Origin of the sequence: Streptomyces canus 299MFChir4.1 (genome assembly GCF_000383615.1) — a bacterium.
Taxonomy (GTDB): Bacteria; Actinomycetota; Actinomycetes; order Streptomycetales; family Streptomycetaceae; genus Streptomyces; species Streptomyces canus_C.
On record NZ_KB911584.1, the window covers coordinates 469887 to 487947 of the forward strand.

Genomic DNA, 18061 nt, shown 5'->3' on the forward strand with positions numbered 1-18061 from the left:
CCGCATGGACTTCGCGTTCGACGCGCACACCGAGGAGCTGCGCGCCAAGCTGCTCGCCTTCATGGACGAGTACGTCTATCCCGCCGAGGCCGTCGCGGAGGAGCAGCGCGCCCAACTGGCCTCGCCGTGGGACACCCCGGCCGTGGTGGAGGATTTGAAGGCCGAGGCACGCAGGCAGGGGCTGTGGAACCTCTTCCTGCCCGACCCCGCGTACGGCGCGGGGCTGACCAACCTCCAGTACGCCCCGCTCGCCGAGATCACCGGCCGCTCCCCGCAGCTCGCGCCCACCGCGCTGAACTGCGCGGCGCCCGACACCGGCAACATGGAAGTTCTGAGCCAGTTCGGCGACGAGCGGCAGAAGAAGCAGTGGCTGGAGCCGTTGCTGGCCGGCGAGATCCGCTCGGCGTTCGCGATGACCGAGCCGGAGGTGGCCTCCTCGGACGCCACGAACATCACGACGTACATCGAGCGGTCCCCGGAAGGCACGGACGAGTACGTCGTCACCGGCCGCAAGTGGTACATCTCCGGGGCGATGAACCCGGACTGCAAGATCTTCATCGTGATGGGCAAGACCGACCCGGACGGCGAGGACATCCGCCGCCAGCAGTCCATGATCCTGGTGCCCCGCGACACCCCGGGCGTCACCGTCAAGCGGGCGATGCAGGTGTTCGGCTACGAGGACCACTACCACGGCGGCCACGCCGAGGTGATCTTCGACCACGCGCGCGTGCCGGCCTCGAACCTCATCGGCGAGGAGGGCGGCGGGTTCGCCATCGCCCAGGCCCGCCTCGGCCCGGGCCGGATCCACCACTGCATGCGGCTGATCGGCATGGCCGAGCGGGCGATCGAGCTGATGTGCAGGCGAGCCGTCTCCCGCACGGCCTTCGGCAAGGCGCTGGCCCAGCAGGGCGTGGTCCACAACTGGATCGCCGACGCGCGCGTGACCGTCGAGCAGCTGCGACTGCTGGTCCTGAAGACGGCCTGGCTGATGGACACGGTCGGCAACCGGGGCGCCCACACCGAGATCCAGTCCATCAAGATCGCCACGCCCCGCGCGGTGGTGGACATCATCGACCGGGCGATCCAGCTGCACGGCGCGGGCGGCCTCAGCCAGGACTTCCCCCTGGCCGAGCTGTACGCCGGCGCCCGCACGCTGATGATCGCGGACGGGCCGGACGAGGTGCACCAGCGCTCGCTTGCGCGACGGGAGCTGAAGAAGTACCTCTAGGCGGCGCGCTACGGCCGCAGGGCTCGCAGGAGGAGGTCGGCCAGATGGTCGGCGACCTCCTGCGGGCCCATCGGGCCGTCGGGGCGGTACCAGGTCGACAGGTGGTGGACGGAGCCGAAGTGGTAGTCCACGACGAGGTCGGCCGGGGTCGCCTTCGAGAAGACGCCCGCCTCCTGGCCCTCCTCGATGAGTGCGCGGAAGCGCTCGTGGTACTTGCGCCGTTCGGCCCGCACCTGCTTGTTCTTCTCCGGGCTCAGGTGGTGCATCGAGCGGAAGAAGATCATCGCGTCGTCGAGGTTCTCGATCGTGGTGACCACGACGTCCGCGGCGGCGGCCCGCAGCCGCTTCTCGATCGGCTCGTCGGCGTTCGCGAGCGCGTCCAGGCGCTCCTGCTGGACGCGCAGCACGCGCGCGTACACCTCGTGCAGGAGGTCGTCCTTGGAGCCGAAGTAGTGGTACAGCGCCCCCTTGGTGACGCCGGCCGCCTCGACGATCTCCTGCACGGAGGTGCGGTCGTAGCCCTGCTCGGCGAAGAGCCGGGTGGCGGCGGCCAGCAGCCGCTGCGGGACGGGCGTACCGTCTCCGTCCGTCGTCCTGGGCACTGTGCCGCCACCTGCCTTTCGAGAGGTCAATCGTTGTCGTGCGGTCGGGAACGGAGTTCCCGACGGAGGATCTTCCCACTGGCCGTCTTCGGCAACTCGGGCAGGATCTCCACCTGCCGCGGGTATTTGTAGGCCGCCAGTCTCTCCTTGCAGTACGCGGCGAGTGCATCGGGGTCGGTTTCGACACCCGGACGGAGGCTGATGTACGCCTTGACGGTCTCCCCTCGGTACCCGTCGGGCACCCCGACGACGGCCGCCTCGCGCACCGCCGGATGCGTGTACAGCACGTCCTCGACCTCGCGCGGCCACACCTTGAAGCCGGACGCGTTGATCATGTCCTTCTTGCGGTCGACGACGTAGAGCCAGCCCTGCGGGTCCATGAAGCCGATGTCACCCGTACGCAGCTCGCCGTCCGGGAAGGTCTCGGCCGTCGCGTCCGGCCGCCGCCAGTACCCGGGCACCACCTGCGGCCCGCGCACGACGATCTCGCCCTGCTCTCCGAACGGCACCTCGACGCCGCTCTCGTCGACGATCCGTACGACCGTGTCGGGCCCGGGCACCCCCACGGCGAGCGTCCCGGACACCGGGTCGACGGGCGCCTCCCGCTCCGGCGGCACGGACGCACAGGGCGCGGAGCACTCGGTCAGCCCGTAGCCGTTGCGGATGTACGGTCCGAAACCGGCCCGGAACTTCTCCACCAGGGCGGGCGGCAGCGGGGCCCCGCCCGAGGAGATGTTGACGAACGACGAGAAGTGCTCGCGGGTGACGTCCGGGTGGGCGGCCAGCGCCATGAACGCGGTCGACGGGCCGACCGTGTAGTGCGGCCGGTGCTCGGCGAAGGCATCCAGGACCACACCCGCCTCGAAGCGGTACGTCAGCACGAGCGTGCCCACGCTGTTCAGACACGCCCCGAGCTGGCAGACCATGCCGGTGATGTGGAACAGCGGTGCCAGGGCGTAGTACACGGGCGCCTCGGGCAACGCGAGCCCGGTCCGCTGCCGCTCGGCGTTGTACATGAGGTTGCCGTGCGTGTTGGTGGCGCCCTTGGGTGTGCCGCTGGTGCCGGAGGTGTAGCTGATCAGCGCGATGTCGCCGGGTGTGACGTCCCGCCCTTCGGGCGCCTTGTGCCCGGCCCGCGCGACCTCGACCAGGTCGTCGGCGTCCTCGGCCCGCGGCAGCCGCTCGAAGGTGAGCACGCGCGCGTCCCCGCGCGTCTGGAAGTCCAGCTCGCACCCGGTGAGCACCATCCGCACCGGCGAGCCGGCCGCCGTCTCCCGCAGATATGCCTCCCAGGCCCGGTCGGAGCAGATCAGCGCGGCCACCTCGCCGTCCCGCAGGACATGGCCGACCTCCCCCGACTTGTACATGGGGTTGACGGGCACGACGACCGCGCCCGCCTTCCAGGCGCCGAGCAGCGCGAGCACGAACAGGGGCGAGTTCTGGAGCAGGATCGCCACCCGGTCCCCGCGCTCCAGACCGCGAGCGGCGAGGTGCCCGGCGACGGAGTCGCTGAGCTCGTCGACCTCGCGGTAGCCGAGCCGCCCGTCGAAGTAGGCGAGGAAGGGTCGCTCGGGGGCCTCCGCGACGGCCCGCCGCAGGGCGTGCACCAGGGAGTCGTCGGGCTCGATCGGACCGCGCTGGGCCTCGCTGAGCAGGCCGAGCCAGGGCTTGGCCGCGTACCGGGACTCGCTCATCGGGTCTCCTCCCACGTGCGCTGGAGGTGGTTCATGCCGGCCAGCCAGCGGTCGGGCTCGGCGGCCCGCGCCTGGTAGTACTCGGTGACCTCCGGATGCGGCAGGATCAGGAACCGGTCCTCCTCGATCCCCCGGAACAGGGCCTCGGCCACGTCCTCCGGTTCGACAGCGGTCGGCTTGAGCACCAGGTCCCCCGCGGTCCCTGCGGCCGCGAGCATGTCGGTCCGCACTCCCTGCGGGCAGATCGCGTGCACCTTGACCCCCCGGTGCCGGTACGTCAGCGACAGGTACTCGGCGAAGGCGTACGCCCCGTGTTTGGTGACGGCGTAGGGGGCGGCTCCGATCATGGTCAGCAGCCCGGCGGCGGACACGGTGGACACGAACCGCCCGCTCCCCCGCTCCAGCCACCCGGGGAGCAGCGCGTGGGCGGCCCGTACATGGGCCATGACGTTGACGTCCCAGGAGGTGGCCCACCCGGTCTCGTCGAACGGCTCGTCGGCGTTGCCGCCCCCGAAGGCGACCCCGGCGTTGGCACAGTAGACGTCGACCACGCCGTTCAGGGCGTCAAGGGCGTCGGCGACCACGGCGGAGGCGTCCCCGGCGACGGCGATCCCGCCGATCTCCTCGGCCACGGCCTTGGCCCGCCCGGCATCCAGGTCGTTGACGACGACCCGAGCCCCTTCGGCGGCGAACCGCCGCGCAAGCGCAGCCCCGATGCCACCTCCCGCTCCGGTGACGACCACTCCGGCATCGTGCAGGGCTTCCACCATCGGTCTCCTTCGACTACGGCTCGAATGCACGGCCAGACTAACCGGTCGGTATGGTGGAAGGAAGAGTGAGCTGGTTGCCCTAGGGGCGCGGGGTTGTATCAATGTGCGGCTCCGCCGCGTGGGCGCGACCAGCCACGACGCACCCGCCCCCTGCCCACCACCCGCGGGAGCACCTAACGTGCACTGCATGCGCCTATCCAGACGAACCCTACTGGCAGCAGCAACGGCAACGGCGTCACTGACCTCCGCACCCCCCGCTCAGGCAGCCCACCCCCACAGACGAACCGGTTTCGAGAACCTCGCCGCATCCGGCTACGCACAGCTCCAAGGCCAACGCGTCGGGATCGTCACCAACCCCACCGGCGTCACCCGAGACGTCCGCCACATCGTCGACGTGATGCACGCCGACGAAAGAGTGAACCTGGGGGCCGTCTTCGGCCCCGAACACGGCTTCCGCGGCACCGCGCAAGCGGGCGGCTCCGAGGGCCGCTACGACGACCCCGCGACCGGCCTGCCCGTCTACGACACCTACCTGAAGAGCGGCCAGGCCCTCGCCGACATCTTCGCCGCCTCCGCCGTGGACACGATCGTCTTCGACATCCAGGACGTCGGCGCACGCTTCTACACGTACGTCTGGACCCTGTACGACTGCATGGAGGCGGCCCAGCTCGCCGGAAAGCGCTTCGTCGTCCTGGACCGCCCGAACCCGGTCACCGGCCGTGCGGCCCAAGGCCCGGTCCTGCACCGGGAGTTCGCGACCTTCGTGGGCCGGCAGCCCATCTCCCAGGCGCACGGCATGACCGTCGCGGAGCTGGCCCGTCTCTTCAACGGCGAGTTTCTCACCGCCCCCGTCCCCCTGGACACGGTCCTGATGACGGGCTGGAGGCGGTCGGAGTTCTACGACGCCTGGGACCTGCCCTGGGTCCCGCCGAGCCCGAACATGCCGACCCCGGACACGGCCCTGGTGTACTCAGGCACCTGCCTCTTCGAGGGCACGAACCTCTCGGAGGGCCGTGGCACCACCCGCCCCTTCGAACTGCTGGGCGCCGAGGGCCTGGACGGCCGCTGGGCCGCGGCCGCGAACGAACTCGGCCTTGCGGGCGTGCACTTCAGGGAGGCCTACTTCGCCCCCACGTTCTCCAAGTTCCAGGGGAAGACGATCGGCGGCATCCAGATCCACGTCCACGACAGGCCCGCGTACGACCCCGTCCGCACCGGCATCGCCCTGCTCGTGACCGCCAAGCACACCTGGCCCGGGTTCGGTTGGCGCGCGGACAACTGGATCGACAAGCTCACCGGCTCGACCCGGGTCCGCACGATGATCGACGCCGGCGCGAGCACCGACGAGGTCATGGCGGGCTGGCGGGAGGAGCTGGGCGCCTTCCGGCGGGTTCGGAAGAACTACCTCCTCTACAGATGAAGCCGTCGAGTACGGATGGGCCGTCGAGTATGGCCAACTTCGCCCGGTAGCAGGACGATACGCACCACTACGGGGGACGAGGTGGTCGGTGATGGCGGATCCGGCGATGAGTGTGACGCCGTACTGGGAGCTGACGTTCGACGCGGACGGGGATCCGGATCCCGGCCGGCGGGACCGGCTGCTCGCGGAGACGGTGGACCGGGGGGTCAGGGACCTGGTCTTCCTCTCGCACGGCTGGAACAGCGACCGCTCGGCGGCGACCCGGCTCTGCAACCGCTTCTTCGAGCCGTTCCCGGAGCTCGCGCCGACGGCGGGGCTCGGGTACGTGGGGGTCGTATGGCCGTCGATGCGGTTCTCGGACGAGCCGATCCCGGACTTCCCGCGGGCGGTGGCCGCCGAACTTCCGCCGCGTCCGGTGCTCGACAAGGACACCCGGCACGCGCTGCTCGAAACCTTCCCGGGCCGGGCCACCGTGATCGACCGGCTGGCCCGGTTGCTGGACCAGCAGCCGCGTGCGGAAGCCGAGTTGGAGGAGTTCGGACGCCTGGTGCGGATGCTGGTGGAGGTCGTGCCGCCGGGGCCGCAGGCGCTGTTCGCGGCGGACACGCTGGCGGAGGGGGTGCCGCAGGACGAGCCGGAGATCTTGGCCGGGTCGGCGGCGGCGGTGTGCGAGGAGTTCGCTCAGGCCCTCACCCATCTCGAATCGCCCGGCGGGGCACAGGAGTTCACGATCCCCAACCCGTGGGACGGGGCGCACGAACTGCTGCGGCAGGGGACGTACTACGCGATGAAGCGGCGCGCGGGCACGGTCGGCGAGCGCGGGCTCGGCCGGGTGGTCGGGCAGCTCGCGCAGGCGGCGCCCGGGGTGCGGGTGCACCTCGTGGGGCACAGCTTCGGCGCGCGGCTGGTGTCGTTCGCCCTGCGCGGGCTCCCCCAAGGGGTGCGCACGGTCAAGTCCGTCACGCTGCTCCAAGGAGCCTTCTCGCACTACGCGTTCGCGACCCGGCTGCCGCACGACGCACGGGCGGGAGGGGTGCTCCAGGGCCAGCAGAACCGCGTCGACGGGCCGTTGGTGTGCTGTTACTCCAGCCATGACTCGGCTCTCGGCACCCTGTATCCGCTGGCCTCGCGGATGGCGGGCGACGCCCAGGGTGTCGCGGCCTTCGACATCGGCCGGACGCTGGGCCCCAAGTGGGGTGCCATGGGGCACGACGGGGTGCAGGCCGTGCCGGGTACGGCGTCCCTGAAGCTCGCCGAGGCCCTGGCGAAGCTGCCCGTGAAGGGCTGCGTGAACGTCGACGCGGCCGCCGTCGTCAGACGGGGCGGGCCACCCGCGGGAGCACACAGCGACATCTGCCACCGCGAGCTGGCCCGGCTGGTGCTGGCGGCGGGCCGTATCCACTGACCCGCCGCCAACAGCCGTACGTCCGCCGGTACTTCTACCGGTGCGAGGTGAACTCCACGACCTCCTGGAAGGTGGGACGGTTCTGCCAGCTGATGTTGTAGTGCTTGATGCCTCCCAGGGTGCGCTGCACGATCGAGTCGGCGCACCACTGGTCGCCCGCCGAGCACAGCGTGTCGCCGGGGTAGACCTGGGCCGCGGTCTTGCCGGCCGCGGTCTTCAGGGTGCTGATCAGGATGTCCCGGCAGGCAGTGAGGCTGCCGCCGCCGCAGTACTTGTCGGCCAGCGGGCCCTGCACGCTCTCACCGAGCACCGCGCGCACGTCCTTGTCGAGGTAGCTCCACCAGCCGTACTGGAAGGAGCTGCCCGCGTGGGCGCCGGTGGGGCCGTGCGCGGCCGACGGGGACTCGTCGACGGGCAGGTTGGCCTGCATGGCGGTGTACAGGCTCGCGCCGAGGCCCGGTTCGAAGATGCCCTTGGCCAGCAGCGGCCACCACGCGTCCAGGATGCGGATCGCGTCGGCGTCGGCGTACTTCTTCGAACCCGCCGAGGTCTCGGTGCGCTTGCCGCCGGCCGTCAGCCACGCCTGGAGCTTGCTCACCGCGGCCGCGGCCGTGGAGTCGGTGACCGTCGAGCTGTTGACCACCTTGAGCAGGTCCGGGAGGACGTCCTCCGCGCGCAGGTCGGCGAGGGACGCGTCCGCCATGGCCTTCACCAGTGAGGCCCGGGTGACCCCGCCCGCGGCGACCAGCTTCTTCACCCGGTCCTCAAGCAGGTTGCCGCGGTGCACGGAACCGTCGCCCCAGGACGCGGTCGCGTAGTCCTTGGCCTGCTTGTTGTTCCAGGAGATGTAGTAGTCCTGGTCGATCGAGTTGGGGTGCGCGGAGGCCGGCGTCCAGTCGGCGGTGTTGGTCGCCGGGTTCCAGTTCTTCCACTCGTACGCCGACTGCGCCCACACCGGGAACTCGGCGTCGACGCCGGACGCGCGCACCGGGTTGTTCCCGCTGTTGTAGTACGCGGTGTGCGTGGAATCGGCGTAGAACCAGTTGAAGGTGTAGTTGATGTGCTGCACCGCGCTCTGGAAGGTCTGCGGGCTCTTGACGTAGTCCGGGTCGTTCAGCATCTGGAAGCCGATGATCGAGTCGGCCTCGTGCAGGTAGGAGGAGCGCAGGGTGGTGTAGGCGACCTTCTTGCCGCCGGCGGTCGCCCGGTACTCGACGGGGCCGTACTTCGTGCGCCAGACCCTCATCGTGTACGACCCCGCGGCGGTGCTGTCTGCCGTGGTCGGGGCCCAGGAGTTCTTCTGCTCGATCTTCTCCATGGCCGTGCAGGTGCCGTGGTACAGGTAGTGGTAGTCGTCCTGGCACAGTTCGACGGCGTAGGTGTCGATGATGTCCTGGCCGGAGGTCGTGGCGGACCACGAGTAGTCCTGGCCGCGGCCGAGTTCCACGTACATGCTCAGGCCCGCGAAGGAGGCGCCGCGAGCGCTGATGCCGGGGCCCTGGATCTCCTGGAGCATGAGGAGCTGGGGGGCGAAGTAGCCGGTCTGCGGGCCGAAGACGGCGACCGGGTGGCCGCTGGCGGTGTACTTCCCGCTGACGACCAGGGCGTTGGACATGCCGCGCTTGGCGGAGGTGAGGGCGTTCGCGGTCGCCGTGGCGGAGGCCGCCGAGGCGCTCTGGTCGGCGCCGGTTCCCGTCGGGTCGTAGACCAGGGGCTCGGTGCTCACCGAACCGGCGTCGGGCAGCGCCTCGCCCTGCGCGTTCGCGGGCTTGGTGGCGTACGGGAAGCTCTCGCCGTTGTGGACGGTGAGGACGGCCTCGGGGTCGTTGCGCTCGCGGAAGGACTCCCAGACCTCGGTGCCCTTCGTCACGCCGTACCGCTCCTGGGCGGCCATCAGCGAGATCGCGTTGTTGACCTCGCCGCCGCCCCCGGAACCGAACAGGGAGCCGATGACGGAGGCCAGCGCGACCAGGTCGGTGATCTTGAAGTGGTCGATGGTGCCGGCGTTGGTGATCGAGTCCTTGTGGCCGGTCAGGACGTACTCGCCGGGGAAGTAGCGGCCGCTGTCGGAGGCGTCGATGTAGGAGTTGATGCCGGCGAGATAGGCGTTGGCGTCGGCGAGGGCCTGCTGCCCGCGGGCGCCGTTGGCCGCGACCGCGTTGTCGATCTGCGCCTGGAGGTCGGCCTCGCTGTAGGGCGCGTTGCGCCAGAACTGCTGCTCCAGGCCCTGGTTGGAGGGAGCGCCGCCGGCGAAGGCGGTCAGCTGGCCGCGTCCCACGTGCCGGAAGACGTCCATCAGCCACAGCCGGTCCTGGGCGGCCGCGTAGCCCGCGCCGAACTCCGTGCCGTATCTGGTGGTGCCGGTGATGTGCGGCACACCCGTCTTCTTGTCACGGACGATCGTCACGTCGGTGCGGCCGGCCGGGCTCAGGGTGGAGGCGACCTGGTCGGACGCGACCCCGAAGGACGCGTCGTTGAAGAAGGTGTCGATCGTCGAGTTGGTGAGCGCGGGGTACCCCTTGGCCAGGTTGGCGTAGGGGCCGAGCTGGTCCTCGGCGTGGTCGGGCTGGGTGCCGAAGGCCTGGTTGAGGAGGACCTGCGCGAGGGTCGCGTTGCCGTTCTCGCCGGGCGGCAGGATGTCGGAACACTGGCCGCCGCAGTAGTCGTTCGGCGCCGCGGCCTCGGCCGCCGAGGCGGTCTGCGCAAGCGGGGACAAAAGACCGGCAATCAGGACGCATATGGATGCGGACTTCAGGAACCCGGTGAGTCTGCCGGGAGTTCTCAGTCTGTCGAGTGCGGTGCGTGAGGTGCGCCGTGGCATGGCAGCTCCAACCGACGGGGGTGTGGCCGGACGTTACCGCCGGTATCCCCGGGATTGAAGATGAACATGCGTCAAGTTTTGGCAGGGGTTCTCGAGCTTATGGGGGGCATCGGAAATCGGATGGAGCCAAATCGCTTGTCGATACGTCTATTCGGCAACGCCGTGCGAAGTCCGTGCGGCGACCGCCGAAGTGACCGAAGTACAGGTGTAGTTGTGACGGAGGTGCAGGGCGATGGCCGGTTTCCGGAGTCTGGCGAGACAGGTGCGGGATCCGCGGTGCGATCTGGCGCTTCGGCGCTATTCGCTGCGCAAGTGCCTTGAGCGGTTCGCTCCTTACGGGCACAGGGCGACCTGGGACCACTTGTGCTCCCGGGCGGGATTCGCTCCCGAGGACCGCTCCCCCGACCCGGCGCGGCTCGTGGCCGCACTGGAGGAGCTGGAGGAGGCCCGTTCGGTCTGGCTTGCCTACGAGGTCGAGTTCGCCGAGCGGCGCAAGAAGGAGAAGCACGACGGGTTGCGCAGGCCGGGCAGTGTGGACGACTGGCACCGGCTGACCTGGGGCGGGTTCGGAGTCGCATGGTGCGACGACCCCCGGGTGCACCCCGATGACTCGCTGGCCGAGGTGCTGCGCAGGCTGATCTCCGCGTTGGAGCGCGAGCCGGGCGCGGTGTGCCCGGTGTGCGACGGGGAGCGGCTCGTGTGGAAGTACGAACTGGATCACGAACCCTCGACCGGCCCGGTCTGCGTGGACTGCGGAATCCTGGTGCCGCGGCCCGTTCTCACCCCCGAGGCCCTGGCGGACGCCAGGCGCGGGCGGTTGTTGATGTCGGCCTAGAGCGTACGAGCGCGCCGGGGGTGCGCCGGGGATGCCGCACCCCCTGTTTTGACAGCGTTGAACTGTCGGTGCCGCCTGGCACCATCGAGGAATGGTGCAGGTGTGTCTCAACGGCCCGCGCGGGGCCGCCGACGGTGCGGCGGTGCCGCTCACTCCCGAGTCCCTGGCGCAGGCGGCGGCCGAGGCCGTCGCGGCGGGCGCCACGGACATCCACGTCCACCCCAAGACACCGTGCGGGCAGGACAGTCTGTCGCCGCGGGTGGTCGCGGCCACACTTGAGGCGATCCGTGCGCGGGTGTCGGTCCCGGTCGGTGTGACCACCGGCGCCTGGGCGGAACCGGACCCGAGGGCCCGCCTGGCCCGGGTCCGGAGCTGGACCGTGCTGCCCGACCACGCCTCGGTGAACTGGCACGAGCCGGGGGCCGAGTCGCTGGCCGCGGCGTTGATCGACCTGGGGGTCGGCGTGGAGGCCGGCATCTGGTCGGGCACGGACGCGGCCGAGCGGTTCGCGGTGTCCGCGCTCGGGCCGAAGGTGCTGCGCGTCCTCGCGGAGGTGACGGACTCCCGGGCGGCGGAAGCTGCCGCGCACACACTGCTCGCCGAGCTCGGTGCGGCCCACGGCCGTCCGGTGCTGCTGCACGGCGAGGACGACGGCGCCTGGCCGGTACTGCGACTGGCCGGCCGGCTGGGCCTCGCGACCCGGATCGGCCTGGAGGACACGCTGCTCCTGCCGGAGGGTCAACCCGCTCTGTCCAACGCTCAGTTGGTGGCGGAGGCACTGGTCCAGTTCGGGTGGTCCCAGCGGTCGTCGTAGGGCAGGGCGAGGAGTCCGGCCTTTTTCGCCAGGCCGGGCTCGTCCTGGGCGCGGAGGACGGCGGGCGCGTGGGCCGCCGGCCAGGACTGGAGCGCGGTCACCAGGGCGCCGTCGTCACCGCGATACCACCAGCGGAACGGCGAGCCGTCGGTGATCAGGTCGAACATCCAGGCCCTCGTGCAACTCACCACGTGCACCTCGACGATCGGCCGCCTCCGGAAGCGGTCGAGAAGCGGGGTCAGGTCGCCCAGAATCGTGGCGCAGGTCTCGAACACGTCCCTGACGGGATACGGCGGCTCCGGCGTCGTGAGTGTGTCGTCCCACCACGCGTGCACGAACGCCTCGACGGCCGCCGCCTGCTCGGACGGCCAGGCCCGCCAGTGCACCCGGCTCAGTCCGTGCTCCTCCCAGCCGGTGCCGTAAAGGCCGCCGTCGGCCATGGCGTGCGCCGTCTGCGGCAGGAGACGGCGCATCACCGCCGCGTGATCCTCGAAGTTCCCCGGGCTCTCGAAGACGAACCGGCGGACCAGATCGACGGGCATCCGGGTGTACGGCGTCCGCAGACATGCCGTCTCCTCGGGGAGGTGATACCGCTCGCAGCCGGCCTCCGTGGGGCCGGCGAAGCCGTTGAAGACGGTGTCGATGTCAGCGAGGGCCGCGTCAAGGGCCGTTGACGTCATGCGAGTTGATCCCGTCAGGACTCCGGGCGCGGTGTCGCCGCGGGCCGAAGAGCGCGACGCTACCAGGCACGGGGAGGAGGCACGAGGGGATTCCGGTACCGCCCGCTGGGGCGGAGGCCGCACCGCCTGTACGGCTCAGCGGCACTCGTGCGCCGTCTCCTGCCGCTCCGGATCACCGCGCCCGTTCCCGCGCCGGCTTCCGCTCCGCTCCATCAGCAGTCGCGAGCCCGTCAGCCGGTCGCCGAAGACGTCGTCCGGGTTGGACAGGACGCAGGTGTCCAGAGAGAGGCAGCCGCAGCTGATGCAGTCGGTGAGGTGGTCGCGGAGACGGTTCAACTGCTGGATGCGCTCGTCGAGTTCGGAGCGCCAGGCCTCGGAGAGGCGAGTCCAGTCCTCGCGCGTGGGGGTGCGTTCCTCGGGGAGTTCGGAGAGGGCGTCGCGGATCGTGGCCAGGGGAATGCCGACGCGCTGGGCGGCCCGCACGAACGCGACCCGGCGCAGCGCGTCACGGGAGTAGCGGCGCTGGTTGCCGGTGGTGCGGCGGCTGCTGATCAGGCCCTTGGACTCGTAGAAGTGCAGGGCGGAGACGGCGGCGCCGCTGCGGGCGGCGAGCTGGCCGACCGTGAGTTCATGGATCTTCTCGGGAATCTGGGGCACCCCTCGAAGCCTACCCATGCCGTCACCCTCGCGGTCCGTTGACAGGGGCCTCCCGGCCGACCATGCTAAGCAGTCGCTTAGATATTTTGCGGCAAGGAGGCCGGGACATGGCAGAGCCGAGGATCTTCACGGGCGCCGACGACCTGAAGGCGGCGGTGGGCGAGCAGCTGGGGTACACCGACTGGCTGGAGGTCGACCAGAAGCGCGTCGACCTGTTCGCGGACGCGACCGGTGACCACCAGTGGATCCACGTCGATCCGGAGAAGGCCGCCGCGGGGCCCTTCGGCACCACCATCGCGCACGGTTATCTCACCCTGTCGCTGCTGCCGCTGTTCGGACCGCAGCTGATCAAGGTCGAAGGTGTGAAAATGGGCGTCAACTACGGGACGAACAAGGTGCGTTTCCCCGCGCCGGTACCCGTAGGCTCCCGGCTGCGCGCCACCGCGCAGATCACCGGCGTCGACGACGTGGCGGGCGGTGTCCAGGTCACCGTCGCCTTCAGCGTGGAGCGCGAGGGCGGCGACAAGCCGGTGTGCGTGGCGGAGTCGGTGTCCCGGTACTACCTGTAGAGGGTCACTTCGCCCTCGCGAGGGTCACTTGGCCGCGCCCACCATGCGCAGCACGAGGTCGGCGTCGAGCGCGCCGACCTCGTCGGGCGTCCAGGGGCCGTCAACGTTGAACCAGCGGGCCACGTCGATGCAGAGCGACATGACGGCGAGGGTGGTGCCCCTCACGTCGAGCACGTCGAACTCGCCGGAGGCCACGCCGTCCTCGATGATCCCGCGCACCTCGGCGTCGCACTGCCGGCGCAGAGCGAGGATCTCGGCGCGGGCGTCAGGGCCGAGGGAGTCCAGTTCGTACTGGACGACCCGGGCGGTGGTACGACCGCCCGCGTGCCAGCGCACGAAGGAGCTCACCGCGTCCGCGAGTCGCTCGGTGGCGGTGCCCTCGCGGCGGGCGGCGACCCGGAGGATCTCCAGCGCCTTCGCGTGACCGATCCGGCTGATGCGGTGCAGCAGCTCTTCCTTGGTCTTGTAGTGGATGTAGAGCGCGGCGGGGCTCATACCGGCCCGGCCCGCGATGTCCCGGGTCGTGGTGGCGTGGTAGCCGCGCTCGGCGAACGCCTCCACCGCGGCGACGAGCAGCCGCCGCGCCGCGTCCGGCGTGACCTCACCCCACGCCGACAGCTCGCCGTCGGCCGTCTCCTCCGCCGTACTCATCGCACGCCCCTCTCCGCAGTTCAGAACCCCCACCATACCGCCGAACCTGAGCGAGCGCTTAGCCTGCCCGCTCAGCGGGCGCCTGCGGCGAGCCGGACCAGTGCGCGAGGGGGCGCGGGCCGGGAGCTGTTCACCGCGGGCGCCTGCGGCGGGCCGGGACGTGGCCGTACGGGGACGCGAGCGGGAGCTGTTCGCTGCGAACGCCTGCGGCGGACCCGGACGTGGCGTACGGGAACGTGAGCGAGCGCGAGCTGTTCGCTGCGAACGCCGGGGGCAACCCCGAACGGAACGCACGGGGACGTGAGCAGGTGCTGGTCGGTGCGAGTCCCTGCGACGGGGGCCGGAACCGCGCGCAAGGGTGCACCAAGGCAGGTGTTCCGGGCGCGCGCCAGGCATGGGGACCGGAACCGCACGCACGAAGGCGCGAGGGGCAGCTGCTCCGAGCGGGCGCCGAGCCCGCAGGGCCGGAACCGCACGCCAGGAGGGACGAGGCGGAGCCATTCGGCGCGGGCGCGAGCCGAGGGGACCGGAATCGCCGGCAAGGGGGCCTGGGCGCCAGCCCTTCCGTGCTCGCGCCGGCCTCAGGGCGGAACGGCGCCCAGGGAGCCTCAGGGTGCCGGGCCGGCAGCTCGGCGCGAGCCACCGGGCACCGGGCACCGGGCACCGGGCACCGGGCACCGGGCACCGGGCACCGGGCACCGGGCACCGGGCACCGGGCACCGTACGCAATCAGATTGCCGTGGAGCCAGACCCGGCCCAGACCCGCTCAAGACCCTGGACGGGAACCCCCGAAGCCCACCCCCAGCTCAGACCCCCTCCCCACCGCCCCCGCTCAGAGCTTCTCGAAGGGGTCGTGCTCCGCGAGCAGCTTCTCCAGGCGGGCCTGGTCGACTCGGCTGACGATCTGGCCCGCCTCCTGGCGGTCGCGGATGACCTTGGCGAGGGTGAAGGCGGAGGTGACGAGGTACAGGACGGCGATCGCGAGGAAGCCGCGCACCCACGCGTCGGCGTTCAGGCGGAATATGCCGACGGCCGTGGCGGCCATGGCCACGGCGAAGGAGGCGACGGCCTGACCGTAGAAGGCCGCCGTGTTCTGCTGCTTGACCGGTGTGTCACTCATGGCCAGAGTCTCGGCCGTCCATGGCCCCGGCCACATCCGCTCAGGTACTCACACGGTACTCAGAACGCCGAGACCCCCGTCAACGCCCGCCCGATCACCAGCTTCTGGATCTGGCTCGTGCCCTCGTAGAGGGTCATCACCCGGGCGTCGCGCAGCAGTTTGCCCGCCGGGTACTCGTCGATGTAGCCGTAGCCGCCGAACACCTGCAACGCGTTGTTCGCGGCGCGCACGGCCGCTTCCGAGGCGAACAGCTTGGCCTTGGAGGACGCGACCGCGAAGGGCTCGCCGCGGTCGATCAGGTCGGCCACCCGCCAGGTCAGCAGCCGGGCCGCGTCCACGTCGACAGCGATGTCACTGATCAGCTCCTGGACCAGTTGGTGCCCGGCGATCGGCTTTCCGAACTGCTCACGCTCGCCCGCGTACCGGAGAGCCGCGTCCAGGGCGGCCTGGGCTATGCCGACGCACCCCGCCGCCACCGACATCCGCCCCTTGGCCAGCGCGGACATGGCGACGGAGAACCCCTTGCCCTCCTCGCCGACCATCGCGGAGGCGGGCACCCGGACCCCCTCCAGGACCAGTTCGGCGGTCGCCTGGCCGCGCAGCCCGAGTTTGCCGTGGATCGTGCGGCGGGTGAGGCCGGGGGTGTCCGTCGGTACGAGGAAGGCGGAGACGCCCTTGTGGCCGGGGGCGTCCGTCGACCGGGCGAACAGCAGCACCACGTCGGCCCACGTGCCGTTCGTGATGAACATCTTGGTGCCGTCGATGACGTAGTCGTCGCCGTCCCGCACCGCGCGCGTGGCGAGGTTGCCCGCGTCGGAGCCGGTGCCGGGCTCGGTCAGGCCGAAGCAGCCGACGTAGGCGCCGGAGGTGAGCCCGGGAAGCCAGTGCCGCTTCTGCTCCTCGGTCCCCCACGCGGCGACCGTCTTGGCGACGAGCCCCAGCGAGACGGACACGATCCCGCGCACCGACGAGTCCCCGCGCCCCAGCTCCTCGGTCACCAGGCAGTACGCGAGATGGTCGCCGCCCGAGCCCCCGTACTCCTCGTCGATCGTCAGCCCGAGGAAGCCGACCTCGCCGAGCTTCTTGACGATCGACCGGTCGACTTCCTCGGCGCGGTCCCAAGCGATGACGTGGGGGGCGATCTCACGGTCCACGAAGTCCCGCGCCAGCCGCCGGACGGCGGCCTGCTCCTCGCTGAGCCCCAGGTCGACCACGAGATCACCTCACTTGAGTAGGACACCTTTAAATTAGCACTGCTAGTTTACTGTCCGCAGCCCTACTATGTGCGCCATGGCCCGACCGCGCAAGCCCCTCCTCAGCACCGACCGGATCGTCGAGACGGCACGCGCGCTCGTGGACGCGGAGGGCCTCGCGGCCCTGTCCACGCGCCGACTGGCGGCGGAACTCGGAGTCAGCGGCCCGTCCCTCTACAACCACTTCCGGACGAAGGACGAGATCCTGGAGGCGGTCGCCGACTCGGTGAGCGCCCAGGTCGACCTGTCGATGTTCGAGGACGGCCGGGCCTGGCGGACCGCCCTGCACGACTGGGCCGTCTCCTACCGCGCCGCCCTGCGCGACCACCCCAACATCGTCCCGGTCCTGGCCCGGGGCCCCGGCCGCCGCCCCGCGGGGCTGCGTCTCGCCGACGCGGTCTACGGCGCGATGGTCGACGCGGGCTGGCCACCGGCGCAGGCCACGTCCATCGGCGCGCTGATGCGGTACTTCATCATGGGCTCCGCGCTCGGTTCGTTCGCCGGGGGCTTCGTGGACGACGCCAGCGCGTACGACCCCGCGGACTATCCGCACCTCGGCCAGGCGCACCTGCTCGCCGAGCAGCAGGAGAAGATCGACGAGCGGGCGTTCGAGACCGGACTCAGGGCTCTGCTGGACGGTCTCGCGCAGCAGTACGAGCAGGTCACAGGCGCCGGGTAGCCACATTTCGGTGGGCGCCGAAGCGTTGCTGCCCCATGCTGGAACGCATGACCAAGGACCCGCAGGCACCCCGGCTGGCGAGGCTCGCCGCCCTGATGGCCGACGAGACCCGGGCAGCTTGTCTCCTGGCCCTGCTCGACGGCCGGGCCTGGACCGCGGGCGAGCTGGCCCGCCAGGCGGGGGTCGCCGCGTCCACCCTGAGCGAGCACCTGGGCAAACTCGTCGCGGGCGGTCTGCTGACGCAGGAGCGCCAGGGCCGCCACCGGTATGTGCGGCTGGCCGACGCGAGGGTGGCCCACCTGGTGGAGGACCTGGCGGCACAGGTCTCCCCGGACCCGGACCCGGACGCGGCCCCGCGCCCGCGAAACCTGCGGGAGTCGAGCGCGGGCTCGGCCATGGCCCGGGGCCGCACGTGCTACGACCACTTCGCGGGCCGCCTGGGCATCGCCCTGACCGACGCCCTGACGTCACGTCACCTCCTGCGCCAGGACACGGGTTTCGCCTTCACGGACGCGGGCCTGGCCTGGTTCGAGAACGCCGGCATCCCGCTCGACCGCAAAGGCCGCCGCCCCCTGGCCCGAGGCTGCCTCGACTGGACGGAACGCCGCCCGCACCTGGCGGGGGTCGCGGGGGCAGCCCTGTGCCGCCACGCCCTCGCCGAGGGCTGGTGCGTACGCATCGGTTCGGAGCGGGCGGTGAAGGTGACGTCGACGGGCTCACTGGCATTGACCGAGCTCCTGGGCATTGACGCGGACACGTTGCGCTGAGCGCTTTCAGGGGCGCGGGGCTGTGTCCAATTTGCGGCTCCGCCGCGGGGCGCGACCAGCCCCTCGGCCCCGCAGACGGCAACGCACCCGTCCGAA

General features: G+C 71.0%; 17 protein-coding genes. 8 read left to right on the forward strand and 9 right to left on the reverse strand.

All coding sequences use genetic code 11. From position 1 onward, the window contains the following. The first annotated feature begins 4 nt into the window (after positions 1-4). The gene (locus H293_RS0110205) at positions 5-1228 is read left to right on the forward strand and encodes an acyl-CoA dehydrogenase family protein (RefSeq protein ID WP_020117773.1); all 1224 of its coding nucleotides are present in this window, start codon (positions 5-7) and stop codon (positions 1226-1228) included. A gap of 8 nt (positions 1229-1236) precedes the next feature. Here the strand turns inward: H293_RS0110205 and H293_RS0110210 are convergent, their stop codons facing one another. The 3 genes from H293_RS0110210 to H293_RS0110220 are packed head-to-tail and all read right to left on the reverse strand — an operon-like array spanning position 1237 to position 4294. Further along, positions 1237-1830, reverse strand: coding sequence for a TetR/AcrR family transcriptional regulator (locus H293_RS0110210; RefSeq protein ID WP_007380924.1), 594 nt, complete (start codon positions 1828-1830; stop codon positions 1237-1239). A 26-nt stretch (positions 1831-1856) separates the two neighbouring features. After that, a complete protein-coding gene (locus tag H293_RS0110215; protein WP_020117774.1) occupies positions 1857-3524 on the reverse strand; it encodes a class I adenylate-forming enzyme family protein in 1668 nt (555 codons plus the stop codon). Continuing rightward, positions 3521-4294, reverse strand: coding sequence for an SDR family NAD(P)-dependent oxidoreductase (locus H293_RS0110220; protein WP_020117775.1), 774 nt, complete (start codon positions 4292-4294; stop codon positions 3521-3523). Before H293_RS0110220 ends, H293_RS0110215 begins: the two co-directional genes overlap by 4 nt. A gap of 187 nt (positions 4295-4481) precedes the next feature. On the opposite strand from H293_RS0110220, the gene H293_RS0110225 reads away from it, so the two are divergent. Together H293_RS0110225 and H293_RS0110230 are read left to right on the forward strand one after the other, a co-directional pair. Further along, positions 4482-5714, forward strand: a complete 1233-nt coding sequence (locus tag H293_RS0110225) for an exo-beta-N-acetylmuramidase NamZ family protein (protein ID WP_028807720.1) — start codon at positions 4482-4484, stop codon at positions 5712-5714. Between the two features lie 91 nt (positions 5715-5805). Then, positions 5806-7119 (forward strand): hypothetical protein, encoded by a 1314-nt coding sequence (locus H293_RS0110230; RefSeq protein WP_020117777.1) that lies wholly within the window; start codon positions 5806-5808, stop codon positions 7117-7119. 34 nt (positions 7120-7153) lie between these two features. Here H293_RS0110230 and H293_RS0110235 read toward each other — a convergent pair whose 3' ends face one another. Then, positions 7154-9940, reverse strand: coding sequence for a penicillin acylase family protein (locus H293_RS0110235; RefSeq protein WP_028807721.1), 2787 nt, complete (start codon positions 9938-9940; stop codon positions 7154-7156). 232 nt (positions 9941-10172) lie between these two features. On the opposite strand from H293_RS0110235, the gene H293_RS0110240 reads away from it, so the two are divergent. Further along, on the forward strand, positions 10173-10775 hold the full coding sequence (locus H293_RS0110240; protein WP_020117779.1) for a hypothetical protein: 603 nt from the start codon (positions 10173-10175) through the stop codon (positions 10773-10775). Between the two features lie 91 nt (positions 10776-10866). Further along, on the forward strand, positions 10867-11589 hold the full coding sequence (locus H293_RS0110245) for a 3-keto-5-aminohexanoate cleavage protein (protein WP_020117780.1): 723 nt from the start codon (positions 10867-10869) through the stop codon (positions 11587-11589). Here the strand turns inward: H293_RS0110245 and H293_RS0110250 are convergent. After that, a complete protein-coding gene (locus H293_RS0110250; RefSeq protein WP_020117781.1) occupies positions 11535-12269 on the reverse strand; it encodes a hypothetical protein in 735 nt (244 codons plus the stop codon). The two genes, H293_RS0110245 and H293_RS0110250, sit on opposite strands and share 55 nt — an antisense overlap. A gap of 135 nt (positions 12270-12404) precedes the next feature. Continuing rightward, entirely contained in the window at positions 12405-12926 is a 522-nt protein-coding gene (gene soxR, locus H293_RS0110255) for a redox-sensitive transcriptional activator SoxR (RefSeq protein ID WP_020117782.1), read from the reverse strand. A gap of 107 nt (positions 12927-13033) precedes the next feature. On the opposite strand from soxR, the gene H293_RS0110260 reads away from it, so the two are divergent. Beyond that, complete coding sequence (locus H293_RS0110260; protein ID WP_020117783.1) at positions 13034-13495, forward strand: MaoC family dehydratase; 462 nt, start codon at positions 13034-13036, stop codon at positions 13493-13495. 24 nt (positions 13496-13519) lie between these two features. Here the strand turns inward: H293_RS0110260 and H293_RS0110265 are convergent, their stop codons facing one another. The 3 genes from H293_RS0110265 to H293_RS0110275 form a co-directional block, all read right to left on the reverse strand. After that, positions 13520-14146: a TetR/AcrR family transcriptional regulator gene (locus H293_RS0110265; RefSeq protein ID WP_020117784.1), complete on the reverse strand. Its 627-nt coding sequence runs from the start codon at positions 14144-14146 to the stop codon at positions 13520-13522. Positions 14147-14978: 832 nt separating this feature from the next. Then, positions 14979-15266 (reverse strand): YiaA/YiaB family inner membrane protein, encoded by a 288-nt coding sequence (locus H293_RS0110270; protein WP_020117785.1) that lies wholly within the window; start codon positions 15264-15266, stop codon positions 14979-14981. Between the two features lie 59 nt (positions 15267-15325). Next, positions 15326-16480, reverse strand: a complete 1155-nt coding sequence (locus tag H293_RS0110275) for an acyl-CoA dehydrogenase family protein (protein WP_020117786.1) — start codon at positions 16478-16480, stop codon at positions 15326-15328. Positions 16481-16556: 76 nt separating this feature from the next. On the opposite strand from H293_RS0110275, the gene H293_RS0110280 reads away from it, so the two are divergent. Together H293_RS0110280 and H293_RS0110285 are read left to right on the forward strand one after the other, a co-directional pair. Then, positions 16557-17198, forward strand: coding sequence for a TetR/AcrR family transcriptional regulator (locus tag H293_RS0110280; RefSeq protein WP_007380938.1), 642 nt, complete (start codon positions 16557-16559; stop codon positions 17196-17198). Positions 17199-17233: 35 nt separating this feature from the next. Then, a complete protein-coding gene (locus H293_RS0110285; RefSeq protein WP_020117787.1) occupies positions 17234-17965 on the forward strand; it encodes an ArsR/SmtB family transcription factor in 732 nt (243 codons plus the stop codon). The last annotated feature ends 96 nt before the right edge of the window (positions 17966-18061 follow it).

Excerpts from the sequence above, each read along its gene's own strand:
- H293_RS0110205 (WP_020117773.1), top strand. The coding sequence starts at position 5 with ATGGACTTCGCGTTCGACGCGCACACCGAGGAGCTGCGCGCCAAGCTG.
- H293_RS0110215 (WP_020117774.1), bottom strand. The coding sequence starts at position 3,524 with ATGAGCGAGTCCCGGTACGCGGCCAAGCCCTGGCTCGGCCTGCTCAGC.
- H293_RS0110220 (WP_020117775.1), bottom strand. The coding sequence starts at position 4,294 with ATGGTGGAAGCCCTGCACGATGCCGGAGTGGTCGTCACCGGAGCGGGA.
- H293_RS0110225 (WP_028807720.1), top strand. The coding sequence starts at position 4,482 with ATGCGCCTATCCAGACGAACCCTACTGGCAGCAGCAACGGCAACGGCG.
- H293_RS0110230 (WP_020117777.1), top strand. The coding sequence starts at position 5,806 with ATGGCGGATCCGGCGATGAGTGTGACGCCGTACTGGGAGCTGACGTTC.
- H293_RS0110235 (WP_028807721.1), bottom strand. The coding sequence starts at position 9,940 with ATGCCACGGCGCACCTCACGCACCGCACTCGACAGACTGAGAACTCCC.
- H293_RS0110240 (WP_020117779.1), top strand. The coding sequence starts at position 10,173 with ATGGCCGGTTTCCGGAGTCTGGCGAGACAGGTGCGGGATCCGCGGTGC.
- H293_RS0110245 (WP_020117780.1), top strand. The coding sequence starts at position 10,867 with ATGGTGCAGGTGTGTCTCAACGGCCCGCGCGGGGCCGCCGACGGTGCG.
- H293_RS0110250 (WP_020117781.1), bottom strand. The coding sequence starts at position 12,269 with ATGACGTCAACGGCCCTTGACGCGGCCCTCGCTGACATCGACACCGTC.
- H293_RS0110260 (WP_020117783.1), top strand. The coding sequence starts at position 13,034 with ATGGCAGAGCCGAGGATCTTCACGGGCGCCGACGACCTGAAGGCGGCG.
- H293_RS0110265 (WP_020117784.1), bottom strand. The coding sequence starts at position 14,146 with ATGAGTACGGCGGAGGAGACGGCCGACGGCGAGCTGTCGGCGTGGGGT.
- H293_RS0110270 (WP_020117785.1), bottom strand. The coding sequence starts at position 15,266 with ATGAGTGACACACCGGTCAAGCAGCAGAACACGGCGGCCTTCTACGGT.
- H293_RS0110280 (WP_007380938.1), top strand. The coding sequence starts at position 16,557 with ATGGCCCGACCGCGCAAGCCCCTCCTCAGCACCGACCGGATCGTCGAG.
- H293_RS0110285 (WP_020117787.1), top strand. The coding sequence starts at position 17,234 with ATGCTGGAACGCATGACCAAGGACCCGCAGGCACCCCGGCTGGCGAGG.